The sequence below is a fragment of the Kordia sp. genome (assembly GCF_965283645.1).
Classification (GTDB): domain Bacteria; phylum Bacteroidota; class Bacteroidia; order Flavobacteriales; family Flavobacteriaceae; genus Kordia.
Genome location: NZ_CBDIPG010000001.1, coordinates 1,274,232 through 1,294,684, shown reverse-complemented (window position 1 = coordinate 1,294,684; position 20,453 = coordinate 1,274,232). Strand labels below are relative to the sequence as shown.

Here is a 20,453-nt window from a genome sequence, read left to right as displayed (position 1 = left end):
ATTTATTTATTTTTAGAAACCTGTTCTGCTAGTAGCAACGCATTATAGGCGTTTACTATTTTACCCGATTTGGATAAGGAACTGAATGGGACTTTGTTTGGGTCACGTTTTGCACCTATTGCATATGGTTTTAACACCATTAAATCAATTGATGTTCCTGATGCAAGTATAATTTCTTTTACTTCACTAGCTGATAAGTTTGGGTAATATGAAAATAACAAACTTGCTATTCCACTTACTACTGCAGAGGATAGGGAAGTCCCTGTATCGATTACCTTTTCTGATCTTGACAAACAAGGTATCTTTGTGCCTGGTGCATATATATCTACATTTTCTTTACCATAATTTGAACTACTAAAAACTAATGTTGAATCCATCTTTTGAGAAGTATTTCCAACTTTTATAAAGTTTTTGACAATTTCATGACCATTTAAATTATCTGTAGGAAAATCATCGTTCTTATCTATATTTAAACCGTTATTACCTGAAGAGGTCACAACTAATACATTATTACTTTCTGCATATTTAAGAGCTTCGTTTACCCATTCTGGATACATAGAAAATTCTTTGCCAAAACTCATATTAATTACTTTAGCACCATTATCAACAGCATAACGGATTGCAAGTGCAATATCTTTATCAAATTCATTACCAACAACAGCAATGCTCAAAGGCATTATTTTCACCTTATCATTTATGCCATCAATACCAGTGTTATTATTTCTTTTTGCCGCTATTAAGGAAGCTATTTGTGTTGCGTGGCTAATTGCATATATTCCTTGAACATTATTGTTGCCATATGGAAAGTCATTTAGATCATTAGCATCATCATTTGTCAAATAACGATCATTATAATCTAGATTTAACAAGGTATTTAGCTTAAATTTTTCAAAGTTAATACGATTTTCGACCCAATTTTCGTCAATATTATATTCAGTGTAGTATGCAAAATTAGAAATTAACTTTTGTTCAGCTTCATCGGTTAAAATTGATTTTAATGAATCTAATTTTGCTGTTGTATATTCTTCTTTAGGAAAATACTTTTGAGCAACAGCTTTAGCATCTATGTATCTTTTTTCAATCCTTTTAAATCTAGCCATTTCAGATTCTTTGCCTTCAACTTCGGAATTATATCTTGCATAAGCTTTTTGATATAATTTAAAATTTTTGGCATATTTCTTTGGCACCTCTAGTAAAGAATTATACTCATCAAACAATGGTTTATATTTCTTTAGAATCCTTACGTATTCATAACTCGTATAAGGCACCTTATCACTTTTTTTACTTCCCACATAATTCCAACCATGGACATCATCAATATATCCATTGTCATCATCGTCAATATTGTTGTTTGGAATTTCGTCTTTGTTAATCCAAATTTGATTTTTTAAATCTTCTTGAGCAATATCCAATTCGGTATCAATTACAGCAATAATGATTGTATCTCCTTTTTTGTTTTTTAAAAAATTATATGCCTTTTCAAGGTTAATTCCAAGTAATCCTAATTTTTCTCTACTAATAATATCTAAGTGACTTTCATTACCAACACTAGATTCACTCATCTCTTTTTTATCCAAATGAGTGTAGTTTGGCTTTACTGTAGTACAACTAATAAAAAGAATTAATAATAAAAATTTTTGAAAAGACATATATTTTTCGTGTTATAAATTAATCGCAAGCACCAGGTATTTCACTTTCGTTACAATAAACTTCGACTCTACTAGATTGACCTGTTGTGTTTGTTATTTGAGCACATTTAGGGTTGTCTGGAATTCCAGATGCGCATTCTTTGGTAACACCACCCATAATCTGTTGCATGTTATTAATACTTGCAACTTTAACTTTTTTAAATTGAAATTTTCTTTTAATTCTAGTTTTCATTTATATAATCTTTTTAAATTAACAGGGACAAACATAAAGTTAATATAAACCATTTTATAAAGTTATGTTTCTACTTTCGGTGAAAAGAGAAATATGAAAATCATAACTTACTCACTTTTAATGATTTATTTTTTTTAAAAAATATGACACATTTAACTCTGTCTTTTTATTAAATGCTCTAGTAAAAGATTCAGTACTAGAAAAGCCAGCTTCTTTCGCTATTGCACTTATGGTATAATTTCGTAAAACATGATCATTATATAAACGTTTTACTATATATTCAACTCTCAAATTATTTATATAATTTTTAAACGTTTGCGATTTATAATCATTAATTATTATAGACAAATACTTACTATTGGTTTCTAATTTTTTTGCAAACATATTCAAAGTAAATTTTGGTATTAGAAAGTCTTTGTTTTTTTCAAATTCCTCTATTCCTCTTAAAATATTGTTTAGTGTTTCTGAATCTATAGGAGGTTTACGTTTTATCTCATTTAATTTGGCAACTTCTGTTTTACTTTCTTTTAGTTTTAAATTTGCAATTATTTTTTTAAACTTCTTTTCATTATTTTTCTTTTTTGTGTAAAGCAAACTTAATCCAAGTATTAAACAAACTGAAACAAATAAAAGTATATGATTACCATGCATAAAACTTCGATTCTCTTTACTCAATCGTTCAATGAGAGATTCTTTATCTTCGATTAGCCTTGGAATATCATATTCTCTTTTTAATATTTCTTTTATGTTTATATACTCAGTATTTAAAACAGTATCAATATCCAATAGTCGCTCAGTATAATATAACTGACTTTTTAAATCCTCTTCCTTTTTGTAAAAATCAATTAGCTCTTCATATAAAGTCCAAAAACTTGGTAAAATAAACTGATCATCTATATAAATGCTATCTACCTTTTTGTAATAGCTTATTTTTTCTCTTTCATCCTTAGAAATCATCCCCATGTAAAAGTAAGCTATCGATAAATTTGGAGAATCTCCTATTTCTTTTAGATATGGTATGGCTTTATCTAAACTATCGCTTGCTGCTGCATAATTTCCATTTAAAAATTGTACGCCAGCCTCAGCGTGAGTAAAACGTAAATGACTAAATTGATCATTTTTGAGAGCTAATAAGTATCCTTTTTTGTTAACTATGGAAGTAGAATCAACTTTATCGTTAGCAGCGTAAGCAAGACTTAATGAATATAAAGTATTCAAATAAGAGTTAGAATTAGCATCCTTATTATTTTCGTATTCTAAAACTTCTTTGAAAATCTTTAAAGCATCTTCATTATTTCTAATTCTTAAATTGATATTACCCACTTTAGAAAGTGTTAGATAATACATATCATCATTTTTTTCTTTAAAAAAATTGAGCGCTTTAATGTAGCTTTCCATTGACTTGTCATACTTTCTCATGTCAGAAAGTACTATTCCTCTGTAAAAATAACCTTCAGCTAATAAATCTTTCAAATCATATTTAGTAGCATAATAGATACAACTGTCAGTGTATTTCAGCGCTAACTCTGGTGTGTCATAAGAAACTCTACAAAGACGAATAAAACTATTAGTAATCGCCTTAGTATTTTTTTCCTCTTTTCCTTTTTGTAATGTATATAAAGCTATTTCTTTTCCTATCTCCGCTTGACCTGAATTTTTATGTTTATAAAATATTTCTCGTAACTCATCAAAACTTTTAGTACTCAAAGAGTCTTTTGTAATACTTTGTGCTGAACTAAATAAAGTAAACAACGAAAGTATTAATAGTATAGAAGAGGTTTTGTATAACATGCTGATATTTAAACATTTTAACTTATTCATTTTCTCAATCAATTATTCTCATTTCGTAGAAAATAGATTCTCATTTCACGGAAAGCAGAAATACATTACTTGACTTATAGGGTTTTCAAATATACATTTACACCAATTAAAAAAATCTGATTGCTAAAATAACAGTTTTAATTTTAACTAGCGAAACCTTAAAAATAAAACTTTTTCTTACAATAAGTCAGATTCATAAAGTAACATATAATTCTAAACAAAAACAGTATGACATTAGAAAATTTAATTAGTATCAAATTTATCTGTAAGGAATATATTGTTAGAATATGATACACAAAGAACAACGTAAAAAACTAAAAGAAGTTTTAGGATATCGCTATACAGAAAATGTGTTGAAAATTTTAAAAGAAAAAAAGGTAACCAATAATAAAGGAACACTTTATGGTACATCTATGATACGGAATGTATTTAATGGAATCAATGAAAATAAGCGTATTGAGAATGCTATACTAGAACTCTATACCCGAAATTTAGCGAAAGATGAAAAAAGAGAATCACTAAAAAATGAGTTATTGGGGTTGGATTGAGTTCTCAATTTTCTGAATGAGATATTAACAAGTGAAAAAAATCAAATAAACAAAAAAAGCTTCTACTGGAAATAGAAGCCTCTTAAAAATAAATAAGCAATTGCCCATTTAATTTTAGCAAATCAAAGATAGGTATTTTTTTAATACGTATCACGGCAAATGTTTGTATAAGGATGCTATTCCTTCGGTAGTATAGAGAAATGAGGTGTTAGTAGTGAGACCATTTTTAAGTCTCACTACTCACTACTAAAAACTCAGTACTACTAACAACAGTCGTGGATGCCGAAAAACGAATGAGTAGGTGTATTTAAAAAAAACCAATACTAATGAAAACAATTAAATTAATTACCTTTAAACTTATGTTATTGTTTCTTACAACAACGCTATTTGTAAACTGTGAAAATGATACCGCTTTGGAAACGCAAGACGAAGTATTAACCGTTGCCAAACAAGCGCCATTTTCATCACGTTTGGTATATACCAACGAAATTGAACGCAATACCATTATTAGTTCAAAATTAAGAGGAATAACACAAAACCGAAATAATGCTAGTTTTGAAAGTGACACCAACGGATTTACGGTAGATACTGACGTAGCCAACTATGTAGAAAAAAGTGATGGTAGCGGGTATTCATACACCTTTGCCATTAGCCGTGACGGTGTGGTAGGCTCGGAACTAGAAAACTTGGTACTCTCAGTAAACACTGATACACAAGAGTTAAGCACAGTACTTATAAAATATCATTATACTGCAACTCAATTACAAGAATTGTTACAAACAGGACATGTAAGTACACATAGTGAAACTACCGTAACGCCAATTGAGGGAGATTTTTCCAACTTATTGGCTGAGAGCAACACACTTCCGTGTACAATACAGATAACTACCTATCATATTACACCAGATACAGGAGAAACGTTTCTGTATGGTACAAACAGTCAGTGTCAACATGAAATAGATCCTGATTCTGGAGAAACCGAGTGCGAAGTATATAATGTAATGAATATTTTGTGCCCTCCTAGCAGTAGTAACGGAACTAGTGGAACTACTACTTCAACAAATAATAATACAAATGCTTCAAGTGACCCCTCTAATAATACGTCCAACGGAGGAACAACAACACCTCCAAATTCAAATAATCAAAATGATAGCACTGATAGAGAAGAAATTGTAACGACGCCACTTTTAACAATTTCTCAAATTATTGGTAATTGTATGAATGGAAATTCATTCACTCCACTATTAACACAGGAAATGCAATCATGGTTACGAGATAATAGAAATTTATCTTTAGCAATTAGCAATTATATACAAAATGTTGGCTGTAACGATAGTTCAAAAGATTTTATAGAGAATGCAATTGAAGCTATGATGGAAGAACCTAGTTTAACTTTTGAAAAATACATTAGAGAACGAGTTGAAGAAAAATTGGAAGAAAGACCTTTTGGGCTTATTGAAGCTCCTTGCTCAGAATTAGTAAAATGGCAAGCATTGGCAATGCACAATCCTCCAGTTAGTGTAACAAACCGAGTACATGCTATAGATAATCAAGACCTTACTTTCTTTACTGATTATGCTATACAAACAATAGAAAATGCAGAAGGTCATTTAGTAAATATGGATTATTTTCCTGTTGAAATAACATCTTTTCCTATTAACCCTTCAACAAGTTTACCTTATACACCCGAAGAATTTTTGACATATTTTAGATTAAATATAAATTCATTTATCGATAATACTTGGGCAGTATTTGAACCAGTTGTATATCAAAATGGCAGTTTCTCTATCGACGATACAGATTTGTGGAACTCAAACAATCCTATGACAGCTCTTTTAACCTTAGATATACCAGTAGATGAAGGTACTGTTATTGTAAGTGATTATTCTGACTCTAATTTCACTGTTATTACATTAGAAACCCCATGGGATAGTGAACACCCTGTTTCTGGAGTTAGAGATTTTGGGTTTACACAAAATAGTTGGGGAAGTTATGTTTTCTATACAAGAGCAGTTGATAGAATGGCAGATGCTATAGATTATGTCGTAGCAAACTCACCGATTCCAAATGATGTTGCGTTTTTTGGTTCCGATGCACTTTGGAATAGTTTTCAAGAAAAATTAACCGCTTTTGTTAATCTCAACGGAGGAACAGCACAAATAAATAACAAGGAATCGTACCGACCGATTTGGGAAAAAATAAAAAAAGTATTGAGAGGAGAAATTTCAATTGATGAGTTAGACTGTTTAGAATAACAAATAAATTTTATAATATGATAAAAAGTGCAATCCAAATTTTAAAAGTTTCCTTAATAATGGGGCTTTTAACCAATATATTAAATGTGACCTTGTTTTCACTATATCCTAAATATTTAGATAGAAAAGAAATGAACATTAAGACGCTAGAAAATGAGTTAGTTTCCGACCTTTTAAATATACAATACATCTTATTTTATTTGATATTATGGATAGTTATTTCGGGACTATATTTTCTCATGGCTAAGTTGGGAGTTATTAAACTATACCGAACTACTACTTTATCTGTATTGTTCATAACTCTAATATCAATTACCACAAGTATTGGATATTCATTACATTTATTGGGATATGTGCTTTTTATTATTTTCTCTGCGATAACATTCTGCAGTTTCTATTTACTAATTGAGAAAGAAATTTCAAAAGATTATCTTGAATAAACAATAAAACTAAACTAAATACCTTTTACTTTTTTTTCATAGTACCCTAAAGCCATGCTATAACAGCATAGCCTGCTAAACGCATGGCTTTTTTAACCCATCAACTTTGCAGACGATAAACCGACTAAAGGTATTACACATGCTAAAATAAGGGTAGTGAGCCTGTTGAAATATTGATTGCAATTAGTAGCCAGTAATGCTAATAAAATCAATGAAATGAAATTAAATAACACCACACTTTTACTACTAATAATTATAGTTGAAAGCATACTAATAGTCATTGTCGTAATCGTATTTGTACGAATGTTTTCTAAACTAAAACAAAAACCAACACTAAAAAATGAAGTAGATGAGGAACTTGAAAAAGAGTTAAAAGAAAAATGATAATAGTCACATTTAGTTACCAAGACACGTGTATTAGTTCGTAATACTAATTACGCAAGGTTCGGTTTTGTTGGAGAAAACCGTTGTCTATTTACCCGTAGATAAGCAAAGCGGTATGTAACATTAAGGTTAAGTTTGCCGCTTTGCTACCTTAAAACTTAGTTATGTGAAAAAGCATTAAAAAGTAACACATCTTTTATTCTTTTAGAGTCGTTAGGTTAGATCAACAAAAGAAAGTACGTGTACTTTGATGTGTTATGGGTTCTGGGGGTTGGAACCTGCAAAGCGGCAATAGGTTCACGTCCGCCGCTTTGCTTTTTTGATATTTATAAAATGGTCTAAGTAAAATCAGTTTGGGGAAGCTGTAGTAATAAGGCTTTTGTGAAAAAAGAATATGAAGTTTATATATACGTATAGTGGATATGATATACTTATTCTAAATATCACAAAATGTCTGAATTGCTGTTTAGACAAAGGGTAAGGTGGTCTTATTTGTTTAAGACTGCTTTACTTTCATTTTCTACATGCGTAGAATAATGAGCTTACCCTTCCCTAAAATTCCCTAATTTTTCTGAAGCTTCAACCATTTGTTTGGTTGAGGCTTTTTTATAATATAACTAAATAACTGTAAGGGAAAATCAGGATAAGACACTTGTTGCAAGTTGTTGCGTTTTGTTGCAAGTTGTTGCAAAATGTTGCAGGTATGTATCCTTTGTTAAATCTTTAAATAAATTCTTCTATTGTTTTATTTAATTGATAATTAAATACTTATGTTTTATTGAGTGGTGTTGAGGACGCTATTGGTTCTTGTTGTGTTTTGTTGCGAATTGTTGCGTATTACATTAGTTCTACATTATAATATAAAACTCTTTTCTTTATGTCCAGTGAAATGTAGTAATTCCATCAATAGTAAAACTCAAAAGAAAGACATCCTTAAATAGGCTAAGAATGCCTTGTTTTTTATAAAATTATGGGGTTGTGCAACGGTTACCATTGTTGTGCATAGTTATATTCGGTTTTCAAATTCTCTTACAATATCTTTTTTATAATCAACAGGGTAAACCAAATCAAGTTTCATATAATCCTTTGTTTTCAATCGTGGGAAATGTAAATTTCTTTCACCATAACCAAAATACCATTCATTGGTCTTTATTAAGTCATATTCGCTAGTATGATAATTTTTATTTATTTCATCACTCGTATCACTTATACTATACCAATATAATGTCACGTCATCAAAGACACCTGAAGCATGAAATTGAGCACTTTTAAAATCTATTCTTCTTAATATATGCTCAATTTTTAAAATAAATATTTTCCATTCCGATTTATCATAACCGAAATTTTTATAAGTAGCTCCGAATGTTAAAATTACATCATCATAACAATATGGAATTTCAGTTTCACCGAAGTTGAACATATTAGTATTAATGAAAGGATATTCTTTGTCTTTTTTTAGCGACTCAATAACTTCAAAGGTTTTATTAAAATCCTTGATTAAGATTACTCCATATATGTAATTCCATTCCCACATGAGTAAGTAATTATGTACAACGTCTCAGCTATGATTAGTACGGGAATAAAAGAGAACTTTTGTTTCCGTTTAAGCGATTAGCCGAATCTTTTTGTTTGTTTTTATTTTTTCTATTTAAAAGCCAAATCCAAAAGATTTGGCGGACTTTCTAAATATACACAGACCTTAGCTTCATAGCCCAAAATCCGTATTAATTATAGCCTGTGTACCTGTTGCACAAGTCTAAGATATTGAATAATTGTGTATCTTAATGTATGCAAGGCAAGAAAATCTATCAGGAAAAATTATTTAGTAATTTTCAGTTAAGTGATCGGATTCCCAAAGAAAACTTTTATCGTCGTTTATCAGCTGAGTTAGATTTAGCGTATTTATATAAACTTACCAAAAGGTATTATGGATATTGTCAGAGTCAATAGCAAACAAGGACGTTATATGAAAAAGAAACGGCAAAGTACAGTAGAACCTGTCTTTGGTACGCTAAAGAATATATGGGGCTTAGAAAAATCAACACATTAGGAATTAAACAAGCTAATAAAGTCATGCACATGGCTGCTATTGCTTATAATTTGAAAAAGTATCTGAAATTCATTACAAAAACGGCAAAAAGTGAAGCAAGATCACTTGCTTTGCTCATTTCAAATATAAAATCACGATTTGGTAACTATATCTTGATTTTAAGCGGTACTAATTTTAGGATTCAATAGTAAAACTCAAAAGAAAGACATCCTTAAATAGGCTAAGAATGCCTTGTTTTTTATAAAATTATGGGGTTGTGCAACGGTTACCGGTGTTGTTGCACGTTTTTTATTCAGTCAATAACTCGCTGTTTTTGTCAATTCCTTTAGTCTTGGTTATTTTCCAACCATTTTTATTTTCAAAATTCACATACCAAGTAAGTATTTCAGATTCTTGTATTTGGTAAACCATTAAACTTCCTTGTCCATTAGTAACTGTGTTTGTGGAAATCCAGATGCACAAACCATTTTCCGTTTTATCTGATATTAATCTTTTTTTGTTATTCGTACTACGTTGCCAAATATGTATCAATTCCTCGGATTTTGGATTTTCACTTCCTTTCTTTTGGAAGAAAGTTTCGTTCAAAACTCGATTTGGATTAAATGGTGGTATTGTAATTTCTTTTCCCCAATATGGTTCTAAAACAAATGGAATCATTGCACCAGTTCCAGTATCATATTTTCTAATTTTTTTACCAGAATAATTAAGCCAGTTATGGTCAAACCAGTTTTTGATTCGGATGATTGAAACTTCGTTTGGATTGAACGACAAAATCAAGTTTCCAATAACAGATTCAACTATTTCAACAAATCCAGAATCATCAGTATTATCAGTTTTGAGTTTTATCATTTTCAGGAATGTGCTACAACGGTTAGTATATGAAGCGTAGCATCCCCCAGGGTGCTATGATTTCATATACATTGTGCCTGTTGCACAAGTCTAAGATATTGAATAATTGTGTATCTTATGTTATGCAAGGCAAAAAAGTATATCAAGAGCAGCTATTCCACAGTTTTCGTTTAAGTGATCGAGTTCCGAAACATAATTTTTATCGTCGTTTATCATTTGAATTAGATTTAGACTATTTGTATGAACTTACTAAAGTCTATTATGGAAGTAGCGGACAAAAAAGCATTGATCCTGTGGTGTTTTTCAAACTATGTTTGGTTGGTTATTTAGAAAATATTATTAGTGATCGTAAGCTAATCCAACATTGTAGTATGCGATTGGATATCCTATATTTTTTAGGATATGATATCGATGAAGAACTTCCATGGCATAGTACCATAAGTAGAACGCGACAGTTATTCCCTGAATCTATATTTGAAGAAGTTTTCACACGTGTTTTTATGCTTTGTGTCGACAAAGGCATGGTAAGCGGTCATACACAGGCAATCGATTCTGCGCCCGTAAAAGCAAATGCATCGATGGATAGTTTGGAGTTAAAAGTTCCTGAAGAAGATTTAGAGATACATTTATCCAAAGTTCGTGTACAAAGTTATCGAGATCGTCAAGTTCAAAATAAGGCAACTAAAAAGCAACAGACAATTACTGCCAATACGCAGGAACTCAAAGCTATCCAATCAAGGAATAAGAAATGGGCGAAGGATCAAGATCAGCGTCCAGGCGCAGGCAATAAAGGCAGTCGTTATGCTAGTAACAAAACACATTACAGTCCCACAGATCCTGATGCGCGCATTAGTGTCAAACCTGGCAAGGCAAGAAAGCTGAACTATATGAGTCAACTTAGTGTGGATACGGCACATCATGTCATTAGTGATATAAAGGCGTATCATGCTGATAAAAAAGACAATCAGTATTTACAAGATATTACGATCCGATTGCAACGGCGATTACGTAAAACAGGATTGTTATGGGAGCATTTAGTAGCCGACACAGGATATAGCAGCGGAGAAAATTATGCTTTTTTAGAATCACAGGGACTTACAAGTTATATTCCACCGCATGGCACTTACAAAGGCGGTCCAGATGGATTTATTTACAATAAAGAAGCGGATCACTATATATGTCCACAGGGAGAAATCATTCCATTTAAAAAAGTGTTTTTAGATTATCGTACTAAGACAAAGAAGAAAGAATACCGAAATTCTTCCAAAGTCTGTAAAGGCTGCCCAATAGCTTCACAATGTTTAGGAAAAACAGCTAAAGAAAAGAAATTTTCAGTTACATATTACCGAGAGGAATATGAACGCGCTATTGCCAGAGTAAATAGCAAACAAGGGCGTTATATGAAAAAGAAACGGCAAAGTACGGTAGAACCTGTTTTTGGAACACTAAAGGAATATATGGGACTTAGAAAAATCAACACCTTAGGAATCAAACAAGCCAATAAAGTCATGCACATGGCTGCTATTGCTTATAATTTGAAGAAATATCTAAAATTTATCGAAAAAACGGCAAAAAGTGGAGCGAGATCACTTGCTCTAATCATTTCAAATATAAAGTCACTATTTGGTCACTATAGCTGGATTGTAAGCAGTATTCATTTTAGGATTCCATATTAACACTCAAAAGAAAGACATCCTTAAAAGCGCTAAGAATGTCTTATTTTTATAAAATTATAGGCTTGTGCAACAGTTACCGTTGTTGGCTGTAGTGTTTTTACAGTTCCTCAACTAATTGAATATTATTTCCACAGGTATCATTAAAAACGGCAACTTTAACAGTTCCCATTTCAGTTGGTTTCATACTGAATTCTACACCAAGTTTTGTCATTCGTTCATATTCTGCATTAACATCTTGGGTATCAAACTGGGTGTATGGATATCCTGCTTCCATCAAAGCATCTTGAAAGACTTTACAGGGTTCGAAATGATTAGGAGCTGGTTCCAATAATAATTCTGGACCATCCTGCCATTCCGCTGAAACTAAGGTCAACCATCTATTTCCACCTCCTAATGGTAAATCCTTTTTCTTTAAGAAGCCTAATTTTTCAGTATAAAATTTTAAGGCTTTTTCTTGATCTCTAACGGGAATACTAATTAGTGTTACTTTCATTTTTATTTTATTTATAATCCAAAGTTCAGAATTTCAAATTTATTTTGCTTCTTGAAAGTTGCTCTTTTTGAAATTCTGTAGGTGATTTCCCTGTTTTTGTTTTAAATAAAGAGCTGAACGAACCTAAACTCTCAAATCCAACAGAAAAACAGGTTTCAGTTACCGACATTCCATTTATCAGATGCTCTTTAGATTTCTCAATTCGTTTGTCAGTTAAGTATTGCTTAGGAGTTAGTCCATAGTATTTTTTGAACAAGCGTAACAAGTGATACTTTGAAACAAACTGAGTATGCGACAGTAAGTCCAAATTTAAATTGACATCATAATTATTTTCGATATAATTTCGAATTCCAATTACGGTGTTAATTTGTCCTTTGTTTGAATAAACAATGCTACGAATTCTAGTAAGTTCTTTTTCGTAAAATGTCATTATTTCGGTTTCTTACATTACTGCCAACGGTCTGGTATAAGAATAGTAGGGCAGAAAATAAGCTTTTACCATTCGGTTGAGCCACAAGACCGTTTTTTGTTTTATTGGTTTTACAATTTACATTAATTAAAAGCTAAAACAAAAAACGGGCGACTTCGCAAACACAAAATGACCTTCGGTTTAAGCCAAAATCGCCCTATTATTTTTATACATTGTTACCTGCTGGCTTTTTTCCGTAAACTTGCTAGCGTTGGCGAAGCCATACTCTTTTACGGTTTTGGTGTAGCGTGGATGGTGCGACTGGAAATGTGTATGGCTTTCAGCGTTGGCAATTCCAAATAGTATTCTTAACGATATTTAAACTTTTAAAAACGAATAATCCGTATAACCTCTTGCAGTTCCTCCACCAAATAGTGTGTGATTGTCGCTAATTTCATTCATTGGTGCATTTAATTTTACACGTTTAGGGTAATCTGGATTAGTCAGAAACTTTCTGCCAAAACCAACCAAGTCAACCAAGTTTTTTTCTAATAGTTCATTTGCTTGTTCTGGTGTTTTATTTCCTGTTGCTATTATCGTTTTGCTAAATGTTTCTCGTAATTGAATTCTAAAATTATTGGGAATTTCTGGCGCGTCATTCCAATCTGCCTCACATAAATGGATATAGGTTACGCCTAATTTTTCTAATTTTTTTGAAGCCAACATTATCGTTTCTAAAATTTCTGGGTCATTCATATCTTTAAAACTGATAAAAGGTGATAAACGAACTCCTGTTTTTTCGGGTCCGATTTCATTCACTACTGCTTGTGTGATTTCAGTCAATATTCGCATTCTGTTTTCTTTGGTTCCGCCATATTCATCAGTTCTTATATTTGAGTTACTTCTTAAAAACTGGTCAATTAAATAGCCATTTGCACCGTGAATTTCTACTCCGTCAAATCCTGCTTCCATTGCATTTTTTGCTCCAATTCTAAATTCTTCAATAACCTGTTTAATGTCGGTTTTGGTCATTTCTTTTGGTTCTTCGACTGGTACAAAAGTCGCATCTCCATTTGATGCTCCATCAAAAATATAAACATTAGTTTCTTTTGCAATTTTTTCAGAAGGTCCAATGGGTTTTAAACCATTCACTTTTGAACTAGAAACTCTTCCAACGTGCCACAATTGTAAAAAGATTTTACTTCCTTTTTTATGAACTTCATCTGTTATTAACTTCCAGCCTTCAATTTGTTCTTTCGTATAAATACCTGGTGTTTTTGAATACCCTTTACCTTGAAGAGATATTTGTGTTGCTTCTGTAATTATTATTCCTGCCGAAGCTCTTTGTCCATAATATTCTGCCATCAATTTGTTAGGAATATCTCCTGGTTGCGAAGCTCTTGAACGTGTCATAGGTGCCATTAAAAAACGATTCTTTAATGTAATTCCGTTCATATTGTATGGTGTATATAATGTATTTTTCATTGTTTTATTTTTTAAATTCGACTGTTGTAAATATGAGTTTTGTGTTACCTATGTTCTCTAAATTATGTGTAAAATAATTATTAGCATTTAAATCATTAAAGTACATAACATCATCTTTTAAATATTCGGTTTCTGTAATCTTTCCGTCCGCAAAAAAAGAACGAGATTTTCCATTGCCTTTAACTGTATAGAAATAAGGCTTGTTGTGCTTGTGAAATGGTAATGCTTTTCCAGCTGGCAAATGGATGCTCCATACTTTAAAATCTTCGGTCTCTAAAACTAGTTGTTCTCCAACGGTTGTATTATTTCTATTTGTTTTAGCTTCTTTTATTAGTTCGTCTGTCCAAGGTAGACTCCAATCGCCAGTTTTATTTACTATTGATGTCTTCATTTTTTATTGATTAAATTTTAATTCAGAATTGTCAATAGGCGTATTTGGATCATCCTTAATCATTTTTGCAATGTCATCTTTTCTCATAAATACTACACCTTGGTGTTCTTTCGCATATTTTATAAACTGGTCTAATGCGTTTACAACTGCTGGTGCACCTCCAATTCTGTCGTGCATACTTATTGACATCATTCTTCTTTTGCTTGCACCTTCAGTATATAATTGGTCAAACTCCATTTTTAATTGTGCCAAATGCTGGTCTGGACTCCAATTTTTACCTTCTATGTTTACAATGTCATTATTACGTAATGTGTATGGCATAACCACAAAATTCTTGTCTCTCACTTTAGTGATAAAAGGTTCGTCTCTACTTAAATCGTCTATGTGATATAAGAAATCTAACTCCTGTAACACTTTAAGAGTGTTTATTCCTCTGCGTAACCAATTAGCATTGTATCCAATACCTCTTTTTCCAGTTATGGTTTCTACGGTATCAATTCCTTTTTTAATAAATTCTAATTCTTGGTCATAAGTCATATTCCATTGGTCGCTCCAAGAAATGCCGTGTGCAGCAATCTCGTGACCTCCATCTGCAATAGCTTTGGCAACTTCTGGGTATTTTATGGCTGCTTCTCCAACAACGTGTGAAGTAACTTTAATCTCGTGTTTTTTCCATAAATCCAACATTCTGTAAACACCTTCTTTTGCACCATACCTGAACCAACTTTGTGCTGGCATATCTGGATTTCCTTTTGGTAAAGGATTTCCTGAAAAGGGACTTTCTGCACCTTCTGGCTGTCCGCCTGTTTCAAATTGCATAGAAACTGAAATCACTAATTGTGCATCATTTGGCCAATGCTTTATTTTAGTTTCAGATGGTGCGTATTCTGTTACTTGGTTTTTCTCTTTCTTATTTGTAATGCAAGCGGTTAAGCTTAATATGCAAAATAGCAGAGCGATAGTTTTTAGTATTGTTTTCATAATTATAATTTTAATATGAAGCAAAGGTAAAGTTAGCTGTAACGATTTTTATTGTATAAATACATTGTATATTTGTACAAATACATTATTTAATGTCACAACGATTTTATAGTGCTAAAAACTTGGATGTCCTTGAATTTGAAGCTGCCAACGAATGGGGATATCCGAGACACAAGCATAATTTTTTTGAGCTAACTTATATTTTAAAAGGTAGTGGACAACACCTTTTAAATGATAGTACTATTGAATACAAAAAAGGGGATTTATTCTTTTTGACTCCTAAGGATGAACACGAATTTATAGTTAACGAGCCTACAACCTTTGGCATTATAAAATTTACGGAACAGCTATTTTTAGAGAAAGCAAATTTATCTTCAAGTACACATTGGCGAAAAAACTTAGATACCGTTATTTTTTACAGTAATAATATTCCTAAAAGTATTATCGCTTATGAAGGTGATAGGACTCAATTGTTTTGGCTATACGAATTGATAAAGAATGAGATAGAAAACACTTTGGTTTATAGTAGAGATGTGCTGCTCGATTTATTTGGTGCTTTATTAGTAGTGGTTTCAAGAAATTTAAAGTCAAGTCTTACAAAATCGGAAAAATCATATAAATCTGAGAAAGAAAAAATAGATTCAATATTGACCTACGTAAGACAAAATCTCCTCGATAAAGAATTGATTAAGATTAAATCGATAGCTGAAAATTTTTATATGTCGCCCAATTACGTGAGTGTTTTTATCAAAAAGCACGCAGGTATTTCTATTCAGCAATATGTGTTGAAAACTAAAATAGAAATGGCAAAGCGTCTTTTGAAGCAAACTAATCTAAACATTTCGCAAATAGCAGATAAGACAGGTTTTTCAGATTCTAGTCATTTTAATAAGATTTTTAAAAAATACACAGGCAATAATCCAAGTGTATTTCGATAATTAATTCGCTATGAGTAAGCGTTGGAAAAAGGCAAGCTCTTTTTATTTTTTGAGGTACGAGAAAAATGAAATGTGCTTGACTGCGCGTTGGCTTTTCAGCTTGCAGGTAACGGTCTTGTATATGAAACGTAGCATTTAAAAAGACGCTAACTTTTCGGATTAAACACGAGCCGAATTTTTAAATTTTTCTTTTTATCTTTATTTTACTAAAAGCCAAATTTAAAAATTTGGCGGTCTTCGAAAATACACACAAACCTCTCGGAAAGCCTGTAATAGCTATGTTTTATATACGTTGTTGGCAAGTCGTTTTTTACCACACAACTTCACACGCAAGGTAATTCCAAATCAATATTCGCACCTTTACATTTCCAATGGTCGGTGTAACTGAATATTGATAAATTCCGTCTTGAACAACTATCCAATTGTCAACTGGAATTCCCTCTTGAGTAATATACATATTTTGCATTGCTCGACTTCCAATTTCAGGTGCTTTTTGTAATTCCGTTACCGCAAAAAACGAATTCAGTTCTTCTTCGGTCAATGTGTCGATAGGTACGAAACCCAAATGTTCAGGTTTTTCATATTTTCTATCGCTATTTTCAAATTTTACGTGTCCATAAGCTAATTTTAAAATAACATTTTCGATTCTTTCAGGTTCAATTCTGAATTGAGATTTTCCATTTTCATTAATAAAAGCCTTGTCCAATCGAGCTTTTAGTTTTGTTTTCCGCTTTAGGATTTTCACAATACTTTCTCGCGAGAGTTTGTCCAAATCCGTTGTTCCTGAAATTAGGCATTCAATCAGACAAGCAAAGTATTCCTCGTCTAATGAAAATCCATTATTACAATCCAAGCAACAAGGTACAACAGGAATATTTTCAGGATATGGTTTTTCGAGAAGGATTTTTGATGGAACGTGGTCTCTTGTATCAGGGAATTTTCCGCAATAGGCACATTGAGTGTCTAATCTACTATCACTAAATGTTTTTATTTGCCTCAATTTTCAATTCAATTTCTGGGTTTTCTTAAATGCTTGCCAACGTTGTTGTATATGGTTTGTTGCGTGTTTCAAGCAACTAATTTAGTGAATAATTACGGACAAAGAAAGTCCGCGAGGACTTTCGTAAGTAGGCAAAAAGCCAGCAATAAATTATATACGGTGTAACCGTTGCACAACCCCATAATTTTATAAAAAACAAGGCATTCTTAGCCTATTTAAGGATGTCTTTCTTTTGAGTTTTACTATTGAATCCTAAAATTAGTACCGCTTAAAATCAAGCTATCATTACCAAATAGTGACTTTATTTTAAAAATGATAAGAGCAAGTGATCTTGCTCCACTTTTTGTAGTTTTTGTGATGAATTTCAAGTATTTCTTTAAATTATAGGCAATTGCAGCCAAGTGCATTACTTTGTTTGCTTGTTTAATGCCTAAAGTGTTCACCTTTCTAAGTCCCATATATTCCTTTAGTGTTCCAAATACTGGTTCTACGGTACTTTGCCGTTTCCTCTTCATATAACGCCCTTGTTTGCTATTGACTCTTGTTATATTTCGTTCATATTCTTCTCGATAATACGTAACAGAGAACTTCTTTTCTTTAGCTGTTTTGCCTAAGCATTGTGAAGCTATTGGGCAGCCTTTGCATATTTTGGAAGAACCACGATATTCTTTCTTTTTGGTTTTGGTACGATAGTCTAAAAATACTTTTTTGAATGGAATAATCTTTCCCTTCGGACATATATAATGATCCTTTTCTTTAACATATATAAAATCAGTTGGCCCACCTTTGTAAGTTCCATGTGGTGGAATGTAACTTTTCAAGCTTTGAGCTTCTAAAAACGCGTAATTCTCTCCGCTGCTATATCCTGTATCAGCCACTATATTTTCTAAAAGAACGCCTGATGTACGCAAACGCCTTTGTACTCTGATTGTGATATCTTTTAAGTATTGATTGTCTTTCTTATCCGCATGATACGCCTTTATATCACTAATCACATGATGTGCCGTATCAACACTAAGTTGACTCATATAGTTCAGCTTTCTTGCTTTTCCTGGTTTTACACTAATGCGTGCATCAGGATCTGTGGGACTGTAATGCGTTTTATTACTAGTATAACGACTCCCTTTATTGCCAGCGCCTGGTCGCTGATCTTGCTCTTTTGCCCATTTCTTATTCCTTGATTGAATAGCACTCAGTTCCTGTGTAGTGGCAGTAATGATCTGTTGCTTTTTAGTTGCCTTATTTTCAACTTGACGATCTCGGTAGCTTTGTACGCGAACTTTGGATAAATGAGTTTCTAAATCTTCTTCGGGAACTTTTAACTCCAAACTATCCATAGAAGCATTCGCTTTTACAGGCGCAGAATCGATTGCTTGTGTATGACCACTGACCATGCCTTTGTCTAAACAAAGCATAAAAACACGTGTAAAAACTTCTTCAAATACACACTCAGGAAATAACTGGCGTGTTCTACTTATCGTACTATGCCAAGGTAATTCTTCATCAATATCATAACCTAAATAATAGAGAATATCCAAACGCATACTACAATGAGCAATTAACTTGCGATCACTAATAATATTTTCTAAATAGCCAACCAAACAGAGTTTAAAAAACACCACAGGATCAATACTTTTTTGTCCGCTAGTTCCATAGTATTCTTTGGTTAGTTCGTATAAATAGTCCAAGTCTAAAACTTCTAATAAACGACGATAAAAGTTTTCTTTGGGAATCCGATCACTTAACTGAAAATTACTAAATAATTTTTCCTGATAGATTTTCTTGCCTTGCATACATTAAGATACACAATTATTCAATATCTTAGACTTGTGCAACAGGTACCGGTGTTAGCACCTGTTTTTTATTTTATTAAATTTTCGTTCTTTTTCTTTACCTAAAACTTCATCATATTCTCTTAACCCTGTTTCAGGATTATGTTTGCCTTTTAAGATTTGGTAAAATGAGGTTTCCACATTACTGTTTTTCTTTTTCTTTGTTAAAGACAAATCAAATAAATTACAAATTGATTGTGCTATTTTAGTTCTTTCTCCCCATTCAAAATTATCTATATAATTCTTTTCTTGTAATTCGATAAATAGTTCACATAAATCTCTTTGACTTCCTTTCCATAGAATTTTAGGTGTTATTTCTGTTTCCCGTTCTTCTATTTGAGTGATTTTAGGGTTCAACATTTCCAATCTTAAATTGATAAATCGAACATAAATTTTTAATACTAAATCACTAATTTTTTTGTTTAAAGTAATTCCGTGAAAAAAGTTAATTTGTTTAAAATCAGATTTTAATATTTCGTTGTATTTGTTAAGGTGAATTAATAGTATTTTTTCTTCATTTTCAATTCCAAAAAGGCGATTAGTTTCTTTTGTACATTTTAAAACTTCATCGTATTGATAAATCAGTTTATTGATTTTATCTGTAATTGCAGAATCAATAGTTTCTTCTGGAAAATCAGATTCCATCATTGATTGAATTTTATCAGAAATTCCGCCTTTAACTAATTCTGGGTGTTTTTCTTTCCAACCATCTACTAAAAGTTCGTAAAATTCTTTTGTAATATGAATAATTTCAGTTGAATCGGATGAGTTAATAGGTAAACTAAAATCTTGACTTTTTCTCATCCATTCAAGATTTGCACTTTTGCCAATCGAAAAACTTTTTATAAGTTGAATTTTATTTTTATTCTCATATTTAATTAATTCTTCTTCTATTTTTTCCAATAAGTCATTTGCAAAATTAAATTCTATCATTATTTCTTTTATTTTTCACAAATCTAAACTGTTCAATTCTATAATGCAATTACAATTAACTTACGTAAGTTGTCAGCAGTTCGTCAA

At 31.7% G+C, this 20,453-nt stretch carries 18 protein-coding genes and 1 pseudogene; 6 read left to right on the top strand and 13 right to left on the bottom strand.

The window, feature by feature from the left end:
- Positions 1 to 2: 2 nt before the first annotated feature.
- The 3 genes from ACQ654_RS05480 to ACQ654_RS05470 all read right to left on the bottom strand — a co-directional run bounded on the left by ACQ654_RS05480 (position 3) and on the right by ACQ654_RS05470 (position 3,672).
- Positions 3 to 1,577, bottom strand: coding sequence for a S8 family serine peptidase (locus ACQ654_RS05480; protein WP_430409320.1), 1,575 nt, complete (start codon positions 1,575 to 1,577; stop codon positions 3 to 5).
- A 91-nt stretch (positions 1,578 to 1,668) separates the two neighbouring features.
- Positions 1,669 to 1,881: a hypothetical protein gene (locus ACQ654_RS05475; protein WP_430409319.1), complete on the bottom strand. Its 213-nt coding sequence runs from the start codon at positions 1,879 to 1,881 to the stop codon at positions 1,669 to 1,671.
- A 117-nt stretch (positions 1,882 to 1,998) separates the two neighbouring features.
- Positions 1,999 to 3,672 (bottom strand): helix-turn-helix domain-containing protein, encoded by a 1,674-nt coding sequence (locus ACQ654_RS05470; protein WP_430409317.1) that lies wholly within the window; start codon positions 3,670 to 3,672, stop codon positions 1,999 to 2,001.
- A gap of 317 nt (positions 3,673 to 3,989) precedes the next feature.
- Between ACQ654_RS05470 and ACQ654_RS05465 the strand changes: the two genes are divergently transcribed.
- The 3 genes from ACQ654_RS05465 to ACQ654_RS05455 all read left to right on the top strand — a co-directional run bounded on the left by ACQ654_RS05465 (position 3,990) and on the right by ACQ654_RS05455 (position 7,329).
- The gene (locus ACQ654_RS05465) at positions 3,990 to 4,250 is read left to right on the top strand and encodes a hypothetical protein (RefSeq protein ID WP_430409316.1); all 261 of its coding nucleotides are present in this window, start codon (positions 3,990 to 3,992) and stop codon (positions 4,248 to 4,250) included.
- A 326-nt stretch (positions 4,251 to 4,576) separates the two neighbouring features.
- Positions 4,577 to 6,505 (top strand): hypothetical protein, encoded by a 1,929-nt coding sequence (locus ACQ654_RS05460; protein WP_430409315.1) that lies wholly within the window; start codon positions 4,577 to 4,579, stop codon positions 6,503 to 6,505.
- Between the two features lie 656 nt (positions 6,506 to 7,161).
- On the top strand, positions 7,162 to 7,329 hold the full coding sequence (locus ACQ654_RS05455) for a hypothetical protein (protein ID WP_430409314.1): 168 nt from the start codon (positions 7,162 to 7,164) through the stop codon (positions 7,327 to 7,329).
- 1,006 nt (positions 7,330 to 8,335) lie between these two features.
- Here the strand turns inward: ACQ654_RS05455 and ACQ654_RS05450 are convergent.
- Positions 8,336 to 8,863 (bottom strand): hypothetical protein, encoded by a 528-nt coding sequence (locus tag ACQ654_RS05450; RefSeq protein WP_430409313.1) that lies wholly within the window; start codon positions 8,861 to 8,863, stop codon positions 8,336 to 8,338.
- Positions 8,864 to 9,268: 405 nt separating this feature from the next.
- Here ACQ654_RS05450 and ACQ654_RS05445 point away from each other — a divergent pair.
- Positions 9,269 to 9,567 (top strand): annotated as a pseudogene (locus ACQ654_RS05445) (transposase); the annotation flags it as partial.
- A gap of 100 nt (positions 9,568 to 9,667) precedes the next feature.
- Here the strand turns inward: ACQ654_RS05445 and ACQ654_RS05440 are convergent.
- Positions 9,668 to 10,228, bottom strand: coding sequence for a hypothetical protein (locus ACQ654_RS05440; RefSeq protein WP_430409312.1), 561 nt, complete (start codon positions 10,226 to 10,228; stop codon positions 9,668 to 9,670).
- Positions 10,229 to 10,350: 122 nt separating this feature from the next.
- On the opposite strand from ACQ654_RS05440, the gene ACQ654_RS05435 reads away from it, so the two are divergent.
- The gene (locus ACQ654_RS05435; RefSeq protein WP_430409311.1) at positions 10,351 to 11,904 is read left to right on the top strand and encodes an IS1182 family transposase; all 1,554 of its coding nucleotides are present in this window, start codon (positions 10,351 to 10,353) and stop codon (positions 11,902 to 11,904) included.
- A gap of 97 nt (positions 11,905 to 12,001) precedes the next feature.
- On the opposite strand, the gene ACQ654_RS05430 is transcribed toward ACQ654_RS05435, so the two are convergent.
- The 5 genes from ACQ654_RS05430 to ACQ654_RS05410 all read right to left on the bottom strand — a co-directional run bounded on the left by ACQ654_RS05430 (position 12,002) and on the right by ACQ654_RS05410 (position 15,663).
- The gene (locus ACQ654_RS05430) at positions 12,002 to 12,397 is read right to left on the bottom strand and encodes a VOC family protein (protein WP_430409310.1); all 396 of its coding nucleotides are present in this window, start codon (positions 12,395 to 12,397) and stop codon (positions 12,002 to 12,004) included.
- Between the two features lie 25 nt (positions 12,398 to 12,422).
- Positions 12,423 to 12,827 carry a helix-turn-helix domain-containing protein gene (locus ACQ654_RS05425; RefSeq protein WP_430409309.1) on the bottom strand — a complete coding sequence of 135 codons (405 nt, stop codon included), beginning with the start codon at positions 12,825 to 12,827 and terminating at the stop codon, positions 12,423 to 12,425.
- 357 nt (positions 12,828 to 13,184) lie between these two features.
- The gene (locus ACQ654_RS05420; RefSeq protein ID WP_430409308.1) at positions 13,185 to 14,291 is read right to left on the bottom strand and encodes an alkene reductase; all 1,107 of its coding nucleotides are present in this window, start codon (positions 14,289 to 14,291) and stop codon (positions 13,185 to 13,187) included.
- 4 nt (positions 14,292 to 14,295) lie between these two features.
- A complete protein-coding gene (locus ACQ654_RS05415) occupies positions 14,296 to 14,682 on the bottom strand; it encodes a hypothetical protein (protein WP_430409307.1) in 387 nt (128 codons plus the stop codon).
- Positions 14,683 to 14,685: 3 nt separating this feature from the next.
- Positions 14,686 to 15,663 (bottom strand): polysaccharide deacetylase family protein, encoded by a 978-nt coding sequence (locus ACQ654_RS05410; RefSeq protein WP_430409306.1) that lies wholly within the window; start codon positions 15,661 to 15,663, stop codon positions 14,686 to 14,688.
- A gap of 92 nt (positions 15,664 to 15,755) precedes the next feature.
- Between ACQ654_RS05410 and ACQ654_RS05405 the strand changes: the two genes are divergently transcribed.
- Positions 15,756 to 16,601 carry an AraC family transcriptional regulator gene (locus ACQ654_RS05405; protein ID WP_430409305.1) on the top strand — a complete coding sequence of 282 codons (846 nt, stop codon included), beginning with the start codon at positions 15,756 to 15,758 and terminating at the stop codon, positions 16,599 to 16,601.
- Positions 16,602 to 16,911: 310 nt separating this feature from the next.
- On the opposite strand, the gene ACQ654_RS05400 is transcribed toward ACQ654_RS05405, so the two are convergent.
- The 3 genes from ACQ654_RS05400 to ACQ654_RS05390 form a co-directional block, all read right to left on the bottom strand.
- Positions 16,912 to 17,601 (bottom strand): hypothetical protein, encoded by a 690-nt coding sequence (locus ACQ654_RS05400; protein ID WP_430409304.1) that lies wholly within the window; start codon positions 17,599 to 17,601, stop codon positions 16,912 to 16,914.
- Between the two features lie 242 nt (positions 17,602 to 17,843).
- Entirely contained in the window at positions 17,844 to 19,394 is a 1,551-nt protein-coding gene (locus ACQ654_RS05395; RefSeq protein ID WP_430409299.1) for an IS1182 family transposase, read from the bottom strand.
- Positions 19,395 to 19,448: 54 nt separating this feature from the next.
- Positions 19,449 to 20,366, bottom strand: a complete 918-nt coding sequence (locus ACQ654_RS05390; RefSeq protein WP_430409303.1) for a hypothetical protein — start codon at positions 20,364 to 20,366, stop codon at positions 19,449 to 19,451.
- Between the last annotated feature and the right edge of the window lie 87 nt (positions 20,367 to 20,453).